Source organism: Escherichia sp. KTE52, assembly GCF_000408325.1.
In the GTDB taxonomy this organism is placed as follows: Bacteria; Pseudomonadota; Gammaproteobacteria; order Enterobacterales; family Enterobacteriaceae; genus Escherichia; species Escherichia marmotae.
In genome coordinates this window covers 250,250-269,855 of sequence record NZ_KE138676.1, presented here as the reverse complement: position 1 = coordinate 269,855, position 19,606 = coordinate 250,250, and the positions used below count along the sequence as shown (strand labels likewise).

Genomic DNA, 19,606 nt, shown 5'->3' with positions numbered 1-19,606 from the left:
TGTACACAACTCTGCGAGACATCTTCCAGATTCAGATTACAGAAATGAAAAAAGCACCCGACAGGTGCTTTTTTCGCGTTCAAGTTTGTGTAAAAACTCAACCGTAAATATTGGCGCGATCGCGCAGTTCTTTACCTGGTTTAAAGTGAGGAACGTATTTTCCTTCCAGTTCTACTTTATCGCCAGTTTTCGGATTACGTCCGGTACGAGGTGCGCGGTAGTGCAAAGAGAAACTGCCGAAACCGCGGATTTCAATACGCTCGCCCTGCGCAAGAGTCGAGGCCATATGCTCCAGCATCTCTTTTACTGCATCTTCAACCGTCTTGGCGGGAATGTGCGATTGCTGGGTGGCAAGTCTTTCTATCAATTCTGACTTGGTCATGATTCCTCCGGTTCCTTAAAGGCAAATTTAGCGGCTGCTGTTGCTGCATTGATTAAGGGCGGCCGTAGCCGCCCTTAGTGCTTGATTACAGGACGAAACCTGCAATCTGTCAAGTAAACTCAACAAACTTCGGAATAAAAATCCCGAAGAGTCAGAGAATTACTCGCCTTTAGCTGCTTTGAAAGCTTCAGCCATTGCGTTGTTGGAGAAGTTTGCATCTTCCTGTTTGTTAACAGTTGCGATTGCATCTTTCTCGTCAGCTTCGTCTTTCGCACGAACAGACAGGCTGATTGCGCGGTTTTTACGATCAACGCCAGTGAATTTAGCTTCAACTTCGTCGCCAACGCTCAGAACCAGGGTAGCATCTTCAACGCGGTCACGGGATGCTTCAGAAGCACGCAGGTAACCTTCAACGCCGTCAGCCAGTTCTACGGTTGCGCCTTTAGCGTCAACTGCAGTTACTTTACCGGTTACGATAGCGCCTTTCTTGTTCAGAGCAACCCAGTTGTTGAACGGATCTTCTGCGAGCTGCTTAACGCCCAGGGAGATACGTTCACGTTCTGCGTCAACCTGCAGAACAACTGCAGCGATTTCGTCGCCTTTTTTGTATTCACGAACTGCTTCTTCGCCTGCAACGTTCCAGGAGATGTCAGACAGGTGAACCAGGCCATCGATGCCGCCGTCCAGGCCGATGAAGATACCGAAGTCAGTGATAGACTTGATTTTACCTTCAACACGGTCACCCTTGTTGTGGGTTTCCGCGAACTGCTGCCACGGGTTAGCTTTGCACTGTTTCAGACCCAGGGAGATACGACGACGTTCTTCGTCGATATCCAGAACCATAACTTCCACTACATCGCCAACGTTAACAACTTTGGACGGGTGGATGTTTTTGTTGGTCCAATCCATTTCGGAAACGTGTACCAGGCCTTCAACGCCTTCTTCGATTTCAACGAAGCAGCCGTAGTCGGTCAGGTTGGTTACGCGACCAGTCAGTTTAGTACCTTCCGGATAACGTTTAGCGATAGCTACCCACGGATCTTCGCCCAGTTGTTTCAGGCCCAGGGATACACGGGTACGTTCGCGGTCGAACTTCAGCACTTTAACAGTGATTTCGTCGCCCACGTTGACGATTTCGCTCGGATGCTTAACGCGTTTCCAGGCCATGTCAGTGATGTGCAGCAGGCCGTCAACGCCGCCCAGATCAACGAATGCACCGTAGTCAGTGAGGTTCTTAACGATACCTTTAACTTCCATGCCTTCCTGCAGGTTTTCCAGCAGTTGATCGCGCTCTGCGCTGTTTTCGGATTCGATAACGGCACGACGAGAAACAACAACGTTGTTGCGCTTCTGATCCAGCTTGATTACTTTGAATTCAAGCTCTTTGCCTTCCAGGTGCAGAGTGTCACGCACCGGACGAACATCTACCAGAGAACCTGGCAGGAACGCACGAATACCGTTCAGCTCAACAGTGAAGCCGCCCTTAACTTTGCCGTTGATAACACCGGTAACAGTTTCAGCATCTTCGTAAGCTTTTTCCAGCGTGATCCAGGCTTCGTGACGTTTAGCTTTCTCACGGGACAGCAGAGTTTCACCGAAGCCGTCTTCTACTGCGTCCAGAGCAACGTCAACTTCGTCACCTACCTGGATTTCCAGCTCGCCCTGGGCGTTTTTGAACTGCTCAGCCGGGATGGCAGACTCAGATTTCAGACCAGCGTCAACCAGTACTACATCTTTGTCGATAGCAACAACAACGCCACGAACGATAGAACCCGGGCGGGTTTCGATTTCTTTTAAGGACTCTTCAAAGAGTTGAGCAAAAGATTCAGTCATGTTTAATCTTCAGGTTTATATTTAACGTCCACCTGGCTCCGTGCCGGATGGGGTTGTTTAACATACCCGCTGTCATTCCATTGCAGCGGGGGTACTGCAAATTCGGTCGCTTATGCGAGAGCCAATTTTTGGCGCGCGTAGTGTAACGCTTTTTCAATCACTTGCTCAATGCTTAAGGAGGTGGAATCCAACACTAAAGCATCGGCTGCCGGAACCAACGGCGCTACCGCGCGATTACGATCGCGGTCGTCGCGTTCTTTGATCTCGACCAAAAGGCGCTCAAAGTTAACACTAAAGCCCTTCTCCTGCAACTGTAGCATGCGGCGATGTGCACGTTCTTCTGAGGAGGCGTCAAGGAAAATTTTCACTGGTGCATCAGGGAATACCACCGTTCCCATATCGCGGCCATCGGCAATCAGGCCAGGTAATTCGCGAAATGCGCGTTGGCGACGCAATAATGCTTCGCGAACACGGGGAAATGCCGCGACTTGTGAAGCGGCATTCGCCACTTCCTGGGTGCGAATTTCACCACTGACATCTTCCCCTTCGAGGATCACTTCCAGATTGCCATTGGTCGATACAAAACGTACATCCAGGTGGGATGCCAGTGGCACCAGAGCATCTTCCGACGCCACATCAACATGGTGATGTAATGCCGCCAGTGCCAGTACGCGATAAATTGCACCCGAGTCCAGCAGATGCCATTGCAACGCTTCCGCCATAGCCTTACACAAAGTGCCTTTCCCTGCACCGCTTGGGCCATCAATGGTAATAACCGGGGCAATTGCCGTCATCTTTATCTCCTTAAAACAGGCGTACCGTTAACATAACCGCGCGCATTATACGCGCCAGCGCCACAAATCGTTAACGTTGTGTGCAAAAACCAGTTTTGTCTGTATTCAGATGGGGATTTATTGCGCAATTATAGCGGGCTGGCGAAAGACCAGCCCGAAAGATGACAATGATTTACTTACCAGAGGCGATACGGTCACGGATGTGTTGTGCACGCTCTGTTGATGGTGGATGAGAGTCAAACATAGACTGGGTACGACCGCCATCCAGGCTGGCCAGTTTTTCAAAGCTACCGACCAGTCCCTGGGTGTTGATGCCACGTTTCTTCAGCAGATCAAAGGAGAAATCATCTGCTTCGGACTCTTTATCGCGGGAGTACTTAGCATTGATAGCGCCTTCTGCGATATCGCCTAATTGTGAACGGGAAAGCTGAGAAGCCACACCGCTGGTTGCGGAAATCGCATCACGTGCGGCAACAATCGCATAAGAGGCTTTCATTTCAGCCAGCGAGTGACCCAATGCAACGTGCCCCAATTCATGGCCCAGAACGCCTTCAATTTCATTGTCGTTCATCATGTCCATCAGGCCACTGTAGACACGAACACAGCCGTTTGCCATCGCCCATGCGTTAACGTCGCTGGTCATATATACCTTATAGTTGACCGGCGTACCGTTAATATTGCTACCCAATGCTTTGGCGATTTTTGCCAGACGTTTACCGTACTTGCTGGATTTGCTAGCGACTTTGTTGCCGCTGTCCATTTCGACACAACCCTGATTGGCAATCGCTTTTGCATCGGCATCGCTTAACGTTACGGCTTTATAGGCATTTAAACCGGAGCTGATAGCCAGATCGGTATTAATACCGTGCGTATTCTGACACCCTGTCAGTAATGCTGCAGAGGTCGCAATCGCCAGCAGTAATTTAGTATTCTTCATGTGAATCATCCGTTGATTAATCATACATAAATATTATGTATCAACAACTTACATTGACAACTAACGCTACCATTAATACGAATGGCTCACAATGTCCGAAAAAAAACGCCGACAATAAACCGACGTTTTGATAAAGAAAGATCTGTCTATTTATTGCCTGATATTCGTTCAGGCTGGTTGGCTAATACGTTCCAGTTGCTCGAAGTAATCCGGGAATGTTTTAGCCGTACATTTAGGATCAAGAATCGTCACCGGCGTATCTGACAATGCTACCAGCGAGAAACACATTGCCATTCGGTGATCGTTATAAGTGGCGATCCCGGCAAATTTCAGTTTTTCTGGCGGCGTAATGCGAATGAAATCATATCCCTCTTCCACTTCTGCGCCGACCTTACGTAATTCGGTCGCCATCGCAAACAGACGATCCGTCTCTTTAACGCGCCAGTTATAAATATTGCGCAGCGTGGTAGTGCCTTTAGCAAATAGCGCCGTCGTAGCGATAGTCATCGCCGCATCGGGAATATGGTTCATATCCATGTCGATAGCGTTCAGTTCACCACGCGTGCAGGCAATATAATCATCGCCCCAGCTAATGGTCGCCCCCATTTTTTCCAGTACGTCAGCAAAGCGAATATCACCCTGCATACTGTTGCGTCCAATGCCAGTCACTTTTACCGTACCGCCTTTAATCGCTGCTGCAGCGAGAAAGTAAGACGCCGAGGATGCATCCCCTTCCACTAAATAGTGGCCCGGTGACTGATAAGATTGACCGCCTTTTACTACAAATAGTTGATATTGCTTATTTTCAATCTCAACACCAAACGTCTTCATCAGGTTGAGCGTGATATCGATATAAGGTTTAGAAACCAGATCACCTTTAATCCGAATAACCGTATCTTCCGGCGCAAGCGGTGCGGTCATTAATAGTGCGGTGAGGAACTGACTGGAAACAGAGCCATCAACTTCGACATTGCCGCCAGTAAAACCACCCTGTAAACGCAACGGTGGATAATTTTCTTGTTCCAGGTAAGCGATTTTTGCCCCGCCCTGGCGCAGCGCATCGACCAGATGACCGATCGGGCGTTCTTTCATACGCGGTTCACCGGTCAGGACAATATTATTGCTTCCCAGACAAAGTGCCGCCGCCAGAGGACGCATCGCTGTCCCCGCATTACCGAGAAATAACTCCAGCGCACTTTCTGCGTGTAATGGACCGCCGTTACCGATAATTTCGCAACGCGTACGATCAGCAGAAAGCGTATAGCTCACCCCCAACGCCTGCAGTGCATTCAGCATATGGCGAACATCGTCGCTATCCAGCAGATTGGTTAATACGGTTTTGCCGTGTGCTAATGCCGCCAGCAATAAAGCGCGGTTAGAAACGCTCTTGGAACCGGGCAGATTAATGGTGCCATCAACACGGGCGATGGGTTGTAACGTCAGGGATTCCATGAACTCAACTCTCTACAACAGAAATAAAAACCCCACAGTCTGGCTGTGGGGGATTAAGCAAAATTTCGGCATTAGCCGTGACGGCGTTCGAACTCAACCATGAAGTCTGTCAGCGCTTTAACACCTTCCAGCGGCATGGCATTATAAATAGACGCGCGCATTCCGCCGACCACACGGTGACCTTTCAACGCATGAAGGCCCGCAGCGAAAGACTCTTCGAGGAACAACTTGTCAAGCGCACTGTCCGCCAACTGGAACGGCACATTCATCCGCGAACGGTTATCTTTTGCGACATCATTACGATAGAAATCGCTGTTATCTATTACGCCATACAGCAGTTCTGCTTTTTGCTGATTGATGTTGTCCATTGCAGCCACACCGCCGTTCGCTTTCAGCCATTTGAAGACCAGGCCAGATAAGTACCAGGCAAAGGTCGGCGGCGTATTAAACATGGAATCGTTATCGTTAAGGATGGAGTAATCCAGAATCGACGGGCATGCGATATTCGCTTTACCCAGTAAGTCTTCGCGAACGATGACGATCGTCAGGCCAGCCGGGCCGATATTTTTCTGCGCGCCAGCGTAAATCACGCCGTAGCGGCTGACATCAATCGGGCGGGAAAGAATCGTTGAAGAGAAATCGGCAGCGACTACCACATCTTTACCAAAGTCTGGCGTTTCATCGATGGCAATACCATCGATAGTTTCATTCGGGCAATAATGCATATAAGCAGCATTATCAGAGAGTTGCCATTCACGCATTGGCTTAACCGCGCGCAAACCATCAACAGTCACTTTGGCGTCAAACACATTTGGCGTGCAGTATTTTTTCGCTTCTTTGATGGCGCTTGCCGCCCAGTAGCCGGCATCAACATAATCTGCAGTGGTTTTATCACCGAGAATATTCAGCGGTACAGCCGCAAACTGACCCCGACCGCCACCATGGCAGAACAATACTTTATAGTTGGAGGGGACGTTAAGAAGATCGCGAAAATCCTTCTCGGCTTCCTCTGCAACCTGAATGAATTCTTTGCCGCGGTGGCTCACTTCCATCACCGACGTACCAAGACCGCTCCAGTCGCGCAGTTCCTGTTGAGCCTGTTTAAGCACCTCTGCCGGTAGCATTGCCGGACCAGAACTAAAATTGAAGATTTGAGCCATTTCCCCTCACCACGTTGCGTTGTTATTGACCCACGGTAATCGATTGCGACCCTGGGTAATACGTTATTCCTGTGACTATCGGTTTTATCATTCAGTGACGCGCGTCGCAATGGGTAAAACTGTTGCGGGTAAAAACGTGGTCCGCGTCACACAACAGAATATCTCGGATTCTAGTCAAAAAGCCGCTGTTTTTGCTGTCAGGTCACCCGTTTTACCCGACTTGCCTTCGTCCATTCTGGATTTGCACAGCGGGGACATAATTGTTTTTCACCTGCTTCCATATGAATGATTTCACTGCAACGGATACAGGCGTAGTCCGCCGACTCCGGCACCACTTTATAACGCTGAGTACAATCACTGGGTAAAATAAGTAATCCCGGTTTCACCTTTTCATCTTCAAAGAAATAGACGCTGATTTGCCCGTTGGTTTCAAGAATAGCCAGACGAACCTGTCCCAGTTGTTCCACACCACGCAACCGTAGCTCCATAAAAAACTCAAATTCCGTCATGTTGGAGTTATTAAGTTTCGACCAGGCCAGCTCACCATCTTCAATAATGACAACCGGCTTACCCTCCAACAGATCTTCCAGTTTTTCACTGTGCGCCATCGACCACATCACCAGGCGATATAACAACGCCAGAGTAATAAAGACAATAAGTACCGGGATCATCGGCACATCGTCATAAAATGCCACATCCCCAGCCGCCGACCCTAGTGTCAAAATGATTAACACTTCAAACAGCGACATTTGCCGCACGCCGCGTCTTCCGGTCATTTTGAGGAACAGAAAGACCAACACAAAGGTATAGAGACTGCGTAGGGCAACTTCGCCAAGGAAATCAAAAGGCACTTTATCGAATGCCATACGGTGGAGATCGAACGCCTTCATTTTTATGCTCTTATCGTGGTTTATCCACTAAAAGCATAGTCAACAGTTCATCGGCATGGCGGCGGTGATAGCGCCTTTGAGATAAAACCCGTATTATTGCGCGCTTTCCGTACGACTAAAGTGATTTTCATGACACAAACATTTATCCCCGGCAAAGATGCCGCTCTGGAAGATTCCATCGCTCGCTTCCAGCAAAAACTCTCCGACCTCGGTTTTCAAATTGAAGAAGCTTCCTGGCTGAATCCGGTGCCTAACGTCTGGTCTGTACACATCCGCGATAAAGAGTGCGCGCTATGTTTTACCAACGGTAAAGGCGCAACCAAAAAGGCGGCGCTGGCTTCTGCCCTCGGTGAATATTTCGAGCGTCTCTCTACTAACTACTTTTTTGCTGATTTCTGGCTGGGCGAAACCATCGCCAACGGCCCGTTCGTGCATTATCCCAACGAAAAATGGTTCCCACTGACCGAAAACGACGATGTGCCGGAAGGCCTGCTTGATGACCGTCTGAGGGCATTTTACGACCCGGAGAATGAACTGACCGGCAGTATGCTGATTGATCTGCAATCCGGTAATGAAGATCGCGGTATTTGCGGCCTGCCGTTTACTCGCCAGTCCGACAATCAAACCGTTTATATTCCGATGAATATTATCGGTAACCTGTATGTTTCCAACGGTATGTCCGCTGGTAATACCCGCAACGAAGCGCGCGTCCAGGGATTATCCGAAGTTTTTGAACGCTATGTGAAAAACCGCATCATCGCTGAAAGCATCAGCCTGCCAGAGATCCCGGCTGATGTGCTGGCACGTTATCCGGCGGTGGTTGAAGCCATCGAAACGCTGGAAGCGGAAGGTTTCCCAATCTTTGCTTATGATGGTTCGCTTGGCGGTCAGTATCCGGTGATCTGCGTGGTACTGTTCAACCCGGCTAACGGCACTTGCTTTGCCTCTTTCGGCGCACATCCTGATTTTGGCGTTGCACTGGAACGTACCGTGACTGAACTGCTGCAGGGCCGCAGTTTGAAGGACCTGGATGTATTTACTCCGCCAACCTTCGACGATGAAGAAGTAGCTGAACATACCAACCTCGAAACGCACTTTATTGATTCCAGCGGTTTGATCTCCTGGGATCTGTTCAAGCAGGATGCCGATTATCCGTTTGTCGACTGGAATTTCTCCGGCACCACTGAAGAAGAGTTCGCCACGCTGATGGCTATCTTCAATAAAGAAGGTAAAGACGTTTATATTGCTGATTATGAGCATCTGGGTGTCTACGCTTGCCGTATTATCGTGCCGGGCATGTCCGATATTTATCCGGCAGAAGATTTGTGGATGGCGAATAACAGTATGGGCAGCCATTTACGAGAAACGATTCTGTCGCTGCCAGGCAGTGAATGGGAAAAAGAAGATTACCTGAACCTCATCGAGCAACTGGATGAAGAAGGTTTTGACGATTTTACCCGCGTACGTGAGCTGCTGGGTCTGGCAACGGGGTCGGACAACGGCTGGTATACCCTGCGTATCGGTGAACTGAAAGCCATGCTGGCGCTGGCTGGTGGCGACCTGGAACAGGCTCTGGTCTGGACCGAATGGACGATGGAGTTTAACTCATCGGTGTTCAGCCCGGAGCGCGCGAACTATTATCGCTGCCTGCAAACCTTACTGCTGCTTGCTCAGGAAGAAGATCGTCAGCCACTGCAATATCTGAACGCGTTTGTTCGCATGTACGGTGCTGATGCGGTAGAAGCTGCCAGCGCAGCCATGAGTGGCGAAGCCGCGTTTTATGGCCTGCAACCGGTAGACTACGATCTACATGCGTTTGCCGCACATCAGTCACTGCTGAAAGCTTACGAAAAACTGCAACACGCCAAAGCGGCATTCTGGACAAAATAAAATCAAATAGCCTACGCAATGTAGGCTTAATGATTAGTCTGAGTTATATTACGGGGCGTTTTTTTAATGCCCCGCTTTACATATATTTGCATTAATAAAATAATTGTAATTATAAAGTTAAATATCGGTAATTTATATTTAATAAATACGATCGATATTGTTACTTTATTTGCCTGATGCCCCCCTTTTAATTAACTGTTTTAGCGGAGGATGCGGAAAAAATTCAACTCATTTGTTAATTTTTAAAATTTATTTTTATTTGGATAATCAAATACTTACTCCGTATTTGCATAAAAACCATGCGACTTACGGGCCTATAAGCCAGGCGAGATATGATCTATATCAATTTCTCATCTATAATGCTTTGTTAGTATCTCGTCGCCGACTTAATAAAGAGAGAGTTAGTGTGAAAGCTGACAACCCTTTTGATCTTTTACTTCCTGCAGCAATGGCCAAAGTGGCCGAAGAGGCAGGTGTCTATAAAGCAACGAAACATCCGCTTAAGACTTTCTATCTGGCGATTACCGCCGGTGTTTTCATCTCAATCGCATTCGTCTTCTATATCACAGCAACCACTGGCACAGGCACAATGCCCTTCGGCATGGCAAAACTGGTTGGCGGCATTTGCTTCTCTCTGGGGCTGATTCTTTGTGTTGTCTGCGGTGCCGATCTCTTTACTTCTACCGTGTTGATTGTTGTTGCCAAGGCGAGTGGGCGTATCACCTGGGGCCAGTTGGCGAAAAACTGGCTGAATGTCTATTTTGGCAACCTGGTCGGCGCGTTGTTATTTGTACTTTTAATGTGGCTTTCCGGCGAGTATATGACCGCCAATGGTCAATGGGGGCTGAACGTCCTACAAACCGCCGACCACAAAGTGCACCATACTTTTATTGAGGCCGTCTGCCTCGGTATCCTGGCTAACCTGATGGTATGCCTGGCGGTATGGATGAGCTATTCTGGCCGCAGCCTGATGGACAAAGCGTTTATCATGGTGCTGCCGGTCGCGATGTTTGTTGCCAGCGGTTTTGAGCACAGTATCGCAAACATGTTTATGATCCCGATGGGTATTGTAATCCGCGACTTCGCTACACCGGAATTCTGGACCGCTGTCGGTTCAGCACCGGAAAATTTTTCTCACCTGACCGTGATGAACTTCATCACTGATAACCTGATTCCGGTTACGATCGGCAATATTATCGGCGGTGGTTTGTTGGTTGGGTTGACATACTGGGTCATTTACCTGCGTGAAAACGACAACCATTAATGGCTGTCGAAGTACGCAGTAAATAAAAAATCCACTTAAGAAGGTAGGTGTTACATGTCCGAGCTTAATGAAAAGTTAGCCACAGCCTGGGAAGGTTTTACCAAAGGTGACTGGCAGAATGAAGTAAACGTCCGTGACTTCATTCAGAAAAACTACACTCCGTACGAGGGTGACGAGTCCTTCCTGGCTGGCGCTACTGAAGCGACCACTACCCTGTGGGACAAAGTAATGGAAGGCGTTAAACTGGAAAACCGCACTCACGCGCCAGTTGACTTTGACACCGCTGTTGCTTCCACCATCACCTCTCACGACGCTGGCTACATCAACAAGCAGCTTGAGAAAATCGTTGGTCTGCAGACTGAAGCTCCGCTGAAACGTGCTCTTATCCCGTTCGGTGGTATCAAAATGATCGAAGGTTCCTGCAAAGCGTACAACCGCGAACTGGATCCGATGATCAAAAAAATCTTCACTGAATACCGTAAAACTCACAACCAGGGCGTGTTCGACGTTTACACTCCGGACATCCTGCGTTGCCGTAAATCCGGTGTTCTGACCGGTCTGCCAGATGCTTATGGCCGTGGTCGTATCATCGGTGACTACCGTCGCGTTGCGCTGTACGGTATCGACTACCTGATGAAAGATAAACTGGCACAGTTCACCTCTCTGCAGGCTGATCTGGAAAACGGCGTAAACCTGGAACAGACCATTCGTCTGCGCGAAGAAATCGCTGAACAGCACCGCGCTCTGGGTCAGATGAAAGAAATGGCTGCTAAATACGGCTACGACATCTCTGGTCCGGCTACCAATGCTCAGGAAGCTATCCAGTGGACTTACTTCGGCTACCTGGCTGCTGTTAAGTCTCAGAACGGTGCTGCAATGTCCTTCGGTCGTACCTCCACCTTCCTGGACGTGTACATCGAACGTGACCTGAAAGCTGGTAAAATCACCGAACAAGAAGCGCAGGAAATGGTTGACCACCTGGTCATGAAACTGCGTATGGTTCGCTTCCTGCGTACTCCGGAGTACGATGAACTGTTCTCTGGTGACCCGATTTGGGCAACCGAATCTATCGGTGGTATGGGTCTCGACGGTCGTACGCTGGTTACCAAAAACAGCTTCCGTTTCCTGAACACCCTGTACACCATGGGTCCGTCTCCGGAACCGAACATGACCATTCTGTGGTCTGAAAAACTGCCGCTGAACTTCAAGAAATTCGCCGCTAAAGTGTCCATCGACACCTCTTCTCTGCAGTATGAGAACGATGACCTGATGCGTCCGGACTTCAACAACGATGACTATGCTATCGCTTGCTGCGTAAGCCCGATGATCGTTGGTAAACAAATGCAGTTCTTCGGTGCGCGTGCAAACCTGGCGAAAACCATGCTGTACGCAATCAACGGCGGCGTTGACGAAAAACTGAAAATGCAGGTTGGTCCGAAATCTGAACCGATCAAAGGCGACGTCCTGAACTACGATGAAGTGATGGAGCGCATGGATCACTTCATGGACTGGCTGGCTAAACAGTACATCACTGCACTGAACATCATCCACTACATGCACGACAAGTACAGCTACGAAGCCGCTCTGATGGCGCTGCACGACCGTGACGTTATCCGCACCATGGCGTGTGGTATCGCTGGTCTGTCCGTTGCTGCTGACTCCCTGTCTGCAATCAAATATGCGAAAGTTAAACCGATTCGTGACGAAGACGGTCTGGCTATCGACTTCGAAATCGAAGGCGAATACCCGCAGTTTGGTAACAACGATCCGCGTGTAGATGACCTGGCTGTTGATCTGGTAGAACGTTTCATGAAGAAAATTCAGAAACTGCACACCTACCGTGACGCTATCCCGACTCAGTCTGTTCTGACCATCACTTCTAACGTTGTGTATGGTAAGAAAACCGGTAACACCCCAGACGGTCGTCGTGCTGGCGCACCGTTCGGACCGGGTGCTAACCCGATGCACGGTCGTGACCAGAAAGGTGCTGTAGCTTCTCTGACTTCCGTTGCTAAACTGCCGTTCGCTTACGCTAAAGATGGTATCTCTTACACCTTCTCTATCGTTCCGAACGCACTGGGTAAAGACGACGAAGTTCGTAAGACCAACCTGGCTGGTCTGATGGATGGTTACTTCCACCACGAAGCGTCCATCGAAGGTGGTCAGCACCTGAACGTAAACGTGATGAACCGTGAAATGCTGCTCGACGCAATGGAAAACCCGGAAAAATATCCGCAGTTGACCATCCGTGTATCTGGCTACGCAGTACGTTTCAACTCGCTGACTAAAGAACAGCAGCAGGACGTTATTACTCGTACCTTCACTCAATCTATGTAATTAGATTTGACTGAAATCGTACTGTAAAAAGCGTACAATAAAGGCTCCACGAAAGTGGGGCCTTTTTTAGCAAGAGAGCCTTTTTTGTCAGCTATCTATACTTTAAGGTGACTGCCAAAACAGACTCGACGTAGCCTTCGAGCTGCGCACCAACACGGCCTCAGATGGGCCACATCTGGAGAAACACCGCAATGTCAGTTATTGGTCGCATTCACTCCTTTGAATCCTGTGGAACCGTAGACGGCCCGGGTATTCGCTTTATCACCTTTTTCCAGGGCTGCCTGATGCGCTGCCTGTATTGTCATAACCGCGACACCTGGGACACGCATGGCGGTAAAGAAGTTACCGTTGAAGATTTAATGAAAGAGGTGGTGACCTATCGCCACTTTATGAACGCTTCAGGTGGCGGCGTTACCGCATCTGGCGGCGAAGCAATTCTGCAAGCTGAGTTTGTTCGTGACTGGTTCCGCGCCTGCAAAAAAGAAGGCATTCATACCTGTCTGGACACCAACGGTTTTGTTCGTCGTTACGATCCGGTGATTGATGAACTGCTGGAAGTAACCGACCTGGTAATGCTTGATCTCAAACAAATGAACGACGAGATCCACCAAAATCTGGTAGGCGTTTCCAACCACCGAACGCTGGAGTTTGCCAAATATCTGGCGAACAAAAATGTGAAAGTCTGGATCCGTTATGTCGTAGTACCTGGCTGGTCTGACGACGACGATTCCGCCCACCGTCTTGGTGAATTTACCCGTGATATGGGTAACGTCGAAAAAATCGAACTCCTCCCCTACCATGAGCTGGGCAAACACAAATGGGTGGCGATGGGCGAAGAGTACAAACTCGATGGCGTGAAACCACCGAAGAAAGAGACCATGGAGCGCGTGAAAGGCATTCTTGAGCAGTATGGTCATAAAGTGATGTTCTAAAACATCACGTGCAGGTTGAATTTCGCCCTGCAATTTTGGCTCCCCTCCTGTTAGTGATAATCAGTAAGCCAGCGTTAGGAGCATTCTCAACGCTGGCTTGCTCGACTTAATTTCCGCGTCGTAATCTTCTGATTCTAGCTCGTTACCAGTCGGCGTAAGGTATCAGCGGCTGCGGCGGTAAATCCATGTCGCCCTGCCATCCGGCGGCGGAATACCGTACATAGAGCAGGAAATGGCTGGGCGCATAATCTTTCGCCTGCTGGATATCGATTGCCGTACCGACAAACCAGTTGGATGTGACACGGCGTTCAAGTAATGCCCGCGCCGTGTAGCCAAAGCCCTGACTGCTGCCACCGTCGTTGGTCTGGCCGGCTGCATCGTCTTTCCAGTCAGTCGGGATCAGGTTCATCAGCGGATAACGCGGCATGGTTTTGGTTCGTGAATGCGACCACGAGCCAGACGCACCCAGCTCCCACGACCAGTTTTCCGTCCGCTCACGCCACATCACCGGTACGGCAAACGACAGGTATTCCTGCGGGCTGTAGTAACCGCCCTGACCGAGTGAGTACCCACTCAGGTCTTTGTCGTAATGCCAGATCATATTGTTCAGACCAATGGTGACGCGGCGATTGTTCTGGTTGATAACTTTATAGTAATAGCCCGTCATCCAGCGCACGCGCCAGTTATCTTCAACATTTTTACCGGTTAACTGGTCGCCGCTAAGCGATGCCCAGACGCCGTTCGCTTCACCTTTATCGTAGCTCAGGCTTAGCCCCACGCCATCAGCACGCACGCCGCCCCATTTTTTCCCGGTGTTGCCCGGGGAGTCTTTCTGCCCGCCAAAGGCCAGCAAGGAACTGGAGATGGGGCGACGATGGGCGTTAATGGTGTAACCAAGCGGCCCCACGTCGTCGCTGTAACTGATGCCGCCAACGACATCCACCACGTTGAAGCCCATCGGCGTGGTGCCGATATCCCAGCTCCAGACGTCATTGCGCCAGCCGACAGCAACGCTGGCACCGGAATCCGACTGACTGCGATTGCCGCTACAATCCTGTAACGTACAGGTGCCCCAGTTGTTATCCCATTTACCCTCAGCGTCGGCGGAGAAACTGCCAACGTTCATATTGACGAAATCACTGCGGAAGAACATTCGCCCGTCGGAATACGGCGCATCCACCTGCAACATGGTGGTGTGCGCTTTCAGATCAGAATAGCCACCAGTACCGCTCGAACCCCAGTAATCATGTTCGAGGGTGACGTTGAGATCCTGCTGACGATAGAGGTCCGCCGCATCACTGCGCACGCCGCGTTTCAGCCAGTCGTCCTTCTCGTCATTGCGGGTCAGACGGGTAAAGGTGTCGTTATCCTGCGGACGCGTTGTCGCCACACCGGATGCGACCATTGCGTCTTTGTAGGTTTCCAGCGCCTGCTGCGGTTCCCCCGCCTGCGCTTCAAAACTCGCGCCATCGCGCAGTACCATCGCGCTTTCCATCGACGGTGGTTGAGATTTTGCCTGTGGGATCAGCCTGTTAAACGTCTGCTGCGCCGCCGCGGTATCGCCAAGCTGTGCCTGCACCAGCGCCACACGCCGTTGCGTGTTCAGCGACGCGTTATCGGTGGCGGGCAGTTTCGCCAGTTGGCTGCGCGCTGCCGCTTTGTCGCCTGCAGCAATATCCACTTCCGTCAGGCCAAGAATGGCGTCGATGTTATTCGGCTCGCGCGTCAGGACATTCTGATACGCAGCACGGGCGGCGGTGTAATCACGCCGTTGCTGCGCCCAGTCGGCCAGCGTGAGGTCAATGCGCGTGGAAGGTGGTTGCTGGCGCAGCATCGCTTCCGCTTCGGCCTCTTTGCCGCTTTCCCGCAGACGGTTAGCGGTTTCCAGCACCTGATCGCTTTGCAGCCGATTAACCAGCTCCTGAATATTGCTGTTCCACTGCGCGCGCGGCAGGCTGTTGATATGCGCCAGCGCCGCCCGCTCCTGATCGTGACCGGAGAGATACAGCCCGTAAGCGTAAACCTGCTCCGGATCGTCTGGTTTCTGCTGTGCCAGATTGCGCATCAGGGTATCGGCCTGGCTACGTTGCCCGGCCTGCCAGAGATCCTGCGACAGCCGGTAAGTAATCCATACACTGCCGGGATCCAGCGCCAGCCGTTGCCGCTGAAGCGCTGCCGCCTGCGCCCATTTGCCCTGATTTTCCAGTGCCTCCGCCTGCTGTGCCAGACGATCGTTTTGCAGGCTGCGTTCGATGTCATCAACGCTGCGCCGCTGGCTGGCCGGGAGCGAGGCAATAAACGCTTCGGCTTTTTCCGGTGACTGCTGGCGATAAATATTCGCCAGTCCGCGCACGGCGTTGGTGTTGCTGCTGTCCATGCGCAGCGTCTGCTGATAATAACGTTCCGCGGCGGGGTAATCTTTGCGCGCCATTGCCACATCACCCAGTCCCAGCACTGCATAGCTGTCGGCGTTATCAACACTGCGCGCCTGCCGGAACAACCGTTCGGCCTGCTCTGGATTATTGGCTTTCAGCGCAGCATCACCCTGCTGGATCACCAGCCAGTAGCGGTTCACTTTCAACAGGCTGTTCCACTTGTCATTGTTGCTGCTGTGCGGGTCCAGCGCGAGGGCTTTTTCCAGATTCACCACCGCATTCGCGCGATCGCCTTTCTGGGAATACGCCTGGCCCAGCGCCCCCAATATTGCACCAGTGTCAGGGTTATCATTATTAAGTATTCTCAACTGACTAATCGCTTCGTTGCGACGGGATGCTATTTGCGCCACTGTACTCCAGTACTCCATCGCCATTTCGACATCTGGCGGTGCCCCATTAAATAGCCTGTCGTAATTGGCAATAGCCTCTTTGTGACGCCCGGAGATAGCTTGTAAACGTGCCATTTGCAGTGCCTGACGGCCATCAGGCGAGGAAAGTCGCATAGCCGTGTGCGATGCTTGATATATTTTTGAATCCGGTGCGAGCAGGAAAAGCCTGGTAAGTTGTTTTTGTGCACCGTCAATATTTCCCCTTCGCAGCAGATAGCGAAAACGAGCCGCAACGACATCTGGATTATTGGGTTCCACCAATTCAAGACGATAAAGCGATTGCTCGACCAGATCTTCGCGGTGAGTGTCTTCGCCTAACCGAACCTGCGCCATCAACAACTGATGAGCAGTTGGCGCGGCTTCCGCCATCGACAGCATCGACAAACCAAGGGATAGTGTGAGCAAATTTAGGGTGAATTTGTACATGCCTGGCCTCAATCAGGTGTTAACTCACTTTTTATTAGAAACAGAATGAGTGCAGCTCCCCGCCCTGCCTGTTTAAGGCCAGGACAGGATTGAGCTGCAAAATAAAAATGACGATGAATTACTGTTGATGAGGATTCAGACGACGGCGGCTAATAATGCGTAGCAGACGCCAGGCCACCCATGCCAATAGCACCACACTGAGTGTTGCCAACACCGCCAACAGAACGGGATGTCTCGCTAACACGTATTGGATACGCTCAAACCAGGGAAGCTCCCCCACATAATAAGTATCTCCAGCCCGTAAACTATCGACACCAGATTCACGAATAACCGCGACTGAGCCAAAGATATTGCCGCGCTTTACACTATCAACCAACGCATTGTTGAGTAACCCATCGCCGCGTGCTCCTTCGGTCATCAATGCAATTACGCTACGTTGGGTATGATACGGGGACTGAAAACCAACCACCGCAGCCATTGGCGATGGGGAAACTATGGTTGATTGTGTTTCCGAATTTTGATCGTTTTTATCTGCCTCAATTTGGACATATTTAGCGTGCCGCACTGGACTTTTTACCCAACGTGTCGTTGCCTCAATAAGCAGATTTATTTGCTGTTTGTCTTCTAATTCTTGTGGAAGTGTCCCTATCAACAGAATGTCTGCATCCCTGCTCCGAACGGAGCTTATATCATCAGTAATTGTCAGATTAATGGCTGGAAACCCGGTTTGAGCACCAATCAATCCCAGGGTATTTAGCAATATTTCAACCTGCGTTGCACCAGGCTTTTCAGGCATAACGACAACTGTTTCTGATAAATCAGCCATTCGACTAAAAGGAAAGCCTGCGCTGACAAAGGCGCGTAAATCAGGCATGGCGATAAAGTGATGATACTTTGAAAAATCGATAGTGGAATCATCTGCAATGACTGCATGATTTTTCAAAGGCCGGGAAATAATACAGCTATCAGCATCAGCGCGCGGTATCGTATTAACGTATTCAAAATTAAATCGCAATTGATTGAGCGCCCCCAGTGTCAACGCCGGAACGGTAATTTTATTATTGTCATCCAACAATTCTTGCAATAACGGTAAACGTAACAGCAGTCGATCCGTAGCAGATTGAGTATTTAGACGAAAAGATTCCAGGTACTGATTATTAAGGCTGACATCCACGCGCGAACCACTCACCATTGGTGTGGTATAGCGATAGTTAATCTTCATATCAACACCGCGGTTACGTAGCAGAAAGAGATCTGGTGGCAAATTAAATGAAATATTAATTGCCGCAGACTCCAGGGCGCTTGCCTGTAATTGCCCTTCATATGTCTCAAGCTCTGCGAAAGTCACAGGACGGTCAGTGCGTACCCAATTTGGCGCATCATAAGGTTTGCGCGGCAAAAGCGGCTCCACATCATTGACGACCACACTATCGCCGCGAAACAGTATATTTCCCTGCGCAAGGCCTTTTGCCGCCTGTAATAAATCGTTGTCATCGCGACCAAAAAGTACCAACAATTTGACGAAAGGATTTTGCGGATGGTTGATCATTTCAATAACAGGTGCATTCACCAACGGATGATCACGTAGAAAGTCTGGTCGTCTATTATTAGTGGCAAATACCACTGCATTACTTTCTGGTAACTGGTCATAGAAAACAGGGAATCGATGACCACGCCATCCCGATTGTGCACCAAACCACGAAGCGACAATTGCTGATGCCTGCTGCAACCCTTTGTCAGGAGTACCGGCAAATACCATCGGCAATGTATTGGTACGGTTATCTCGTGGATCAAAGAATGGCACCGGAAAATATGAAAGATCATTTTTCAGATTGAGTCTCTGAAACGTCAGTTCCAGTTCGCTGTTGCGCCCAATATCAAGCCACAGGCTGCTGCTGGTCAAATTTTCACATGCACTCTGGTAGTGACTAATTAATTCGAAACGCAAGCGGTTAAAATCGGAGAAATACAATGGATTGAGAGATATTTCCGTCAACGTTTTTTTCCCCAGTTGTTCTTTGAAAATCGGTAATACCTCCATCAACTCATCATTAAGATAAACCTTAAGTTGTGACTGGACAGGGAGTAACGACGGCGATGGGGTATACTCAAGTTTTAGTTTCGCTTCTGAAACCATTTCATCACTGCGCATACCAAACTCAATATGACCCTGAGGGTTGACTCCACTCAGAACAATATTACCTGGCACTGCTGCTATTTGCGTAAATGGGAGCTTTAACTGGCGGGATGGCACTTTCTCATAAATAGAAACGTTCTCCTTCTGCACAGAAGGTAATATTATCCCGGTGGTAGGTTTATTAATCGTTGTATGTGTAGTCGATGCTGCATTTGCCTGATAAATGCATAACAACCCCAAGAAAATTATTGCAAAACCAGCCTTAAAAAACTTTCTTCCCATTTTAAAAACTCAAGAACCAAAAACAAATACACACAATAAATATTTAGTTAGCAACCAGAAACAAAA

The 19,606-nt window shown here is 49.8% G+C and carries 13 protein-coding genes; 4 read left to right on the top strand and 9 right to left on the bottom strand.

Annotated elements, in window-relative coordinates; genetic code table 11:
* Positions 1-97: 97 nt before the first annotated feature.
* The 7 genes from ihfB to A1SC_RS19885 form a co-directional block, all read right to left on the bottom strand.
* Positions 98-382: an integration host factor subunit beta gene (ihfB, locus tag A1SC_RS19855; protein ID WP_000167336.1), complete on the bottom strand. Its 285-nt coding sequence runs from the start codon at positions 380-382 to the stop codon at positions 98-100.
* A 159-nt stretch (positions 383-541) separates the two neighbouring features.
* Positions 542-2,215 (bottom strand): 30S ribosomal protein S1, encoded by a 1,674-nt coding sequence (gene rpsA / locus A1SC_RS19860; protein WP_000140327.1) that lies wholly within the window; start codon positions 2,213-2,215, stop codon positions 542-544.
* 110 nt (positions 2,216-2,325) lie between these two features.
* Positions 2,326-3,009, bottom strand: coding sequence for a (d)CMP kinase (cmk, locus tag A1SC_RS19865; RefSeq protein ID WP_016261875.1), 684 nt, complete (start codon positions 3,007-3,009; stop codon positions 2,326-2,328).
* A gap of 172 nt (positions 3,010-3,181) precedes the next feature.
* The gene (gene ycaL, locus A1SC_RS19870; RefSeq protein ID WP_001516112.1) at positions 3,182-3,946 is read right to left on the bottom strand and encodes a metallopeptidase YcaL; all 765 of its coding nucleotides are present in this window, start codon (positions 3,944-3,946) and stop codon (positions 3,182-3,184) included.
* Positions 3,947-4,114: 168 nt separating this feature from the next.
* The gene (gene aroA, locus A1SC_RS19875) at positions 4,115-5,398 is read right to left on the bottom strand and encodes a 3-phosphoshikimate 1-carboxyvinyltransferase (RefSeq protein ID WP_016261874.1); all 1,284 of its coding nucleotides are present in this window, start codon (positions 5,396-5,398) and stop codon (positions 4,115-4,117) included.
* A 71-nt stretch (positions 5,399-5,469) separates the two neighbouring features.
* The gene (serC, locus tag A1SC_RS19880) at positions 5,470-6,558 is read right to left on the bottom strand and encodes a 3-phosphoserine/phosphohydroxythreonine transaminase (RefSeq protein WP_016261873.1); all 1,089 of its coding nucleotides are present in this window, start codon (positions 6,556-6,558) and stop codon (positions 5,470-5,472) included.
* Positions 6,559-6,755: 197 nt separating this feature from the next.
* On the bottom strand, positions 6,756-7,448 hold the full coding sequence (locus A1SC_RS19885) for a DUF421 domain-containing protein (protein WP_000642842.1): 693 nt from the start codon (positions 7,446-7,448) through the stop codon (positions 6,756-6,758).
* A 129-nt stretch (positions 7,449-7,577) separates the two neighbouring features.
* On the opposite strand from A1SC_RS19885, the gene ycaO reads away from it, so the two are divergent.
* From ycaO to pflA, 4 genes are all read left to right on the top strand, one after another.
* Positions 7,578-9,338 (top strand): 30S ribosomal protein S12 methylthiotransferase accessory factor YcaO, encoded by a 1,761-nt coding sequence (ycaO, locus tag A1SC_RS19890; RefSeq protein WP_016261872.1) that lies wholly within the window; start codon positions 7,578-7,580, stop codon positions 9,336-9,338.
* A gap of 406 nt (positions 9,339-9,744) precedes the next feature.
* Positions 9,745-10,602: a formate transporter FocA gene (focA, locus tag A1SC_RS19895; RefSeq protein ID WP_000642551.1), complete on the top strand. Its 858-nt coding sequence runs from the start codon at positions 9,745-9,747 to the stop codon at positions 10,600-10,602.
* A 54-nt stretch (positions 10,603-10,656) separates the two neighbouring features.
* Positions 10,657-12,939 carry a formate C-acetyltransferase gene (gene pflB / locus A1SC_RS19900; RefSeq protein ID WP_001292821.1) on the top strand — a complete coding sequence of 761 codons (2,283 nt, stop codon included), beginning with the start codon at positions 10,657-10,659 and terminating at the stop codon, positions 12,937-12,939.
* A 191-nt stretch (positions 12,940-13,130) separates the two neighbouring features.
* Positions 13,131-13,871, top strand: a complete 741-nt coding sequence (pflA, locus tag A1SC_RS19905; RefSeq protein ID WP_000111043.1) for a pyruvate formate lyase 1-activating protein — start codon at positions 13,131-13,133, stop codon at positions 13,869-13,871.
* Between the two features lie 142 nt (positions 13,872-14,013).
* Here the strand turns inward: pflA and bcsC are convergent, their stop codons facing one another.
* Both bcsC and bcsB read right to left on the bottom strand, forming a co-directional pair.
* Complete coding sequence (gene bcsC / locus A1SC_RS19910; protein ID WP_016261871.1) at positions 14,014-17,121, bottom strand: cellulose synthase complex outer membrane protein BcsC; 3,108 nt, start codon at positions 17,119-17,121, stop codon at positions 14,014-14,016.
* Between the two features lie 118 nt (positions 17,122-17,239).
* The gene (gene bcsB / locus A1SC_RS19915) at positions 17,240-19,540 is read right to left on the bottom strand and encodes a cellulose biosynthesis cyclic di-GMP-binding regulatory protein BcsB (protein WP_016261870.1); all 2,301 of its coding nucleotides are present in this window, start codon (positions 19,538-19,540) and stop codon (positions 17,240-17,242) included.
* Between the last annotated feature and the right edge of the window lie 66 nt (positions 19,541-19,606).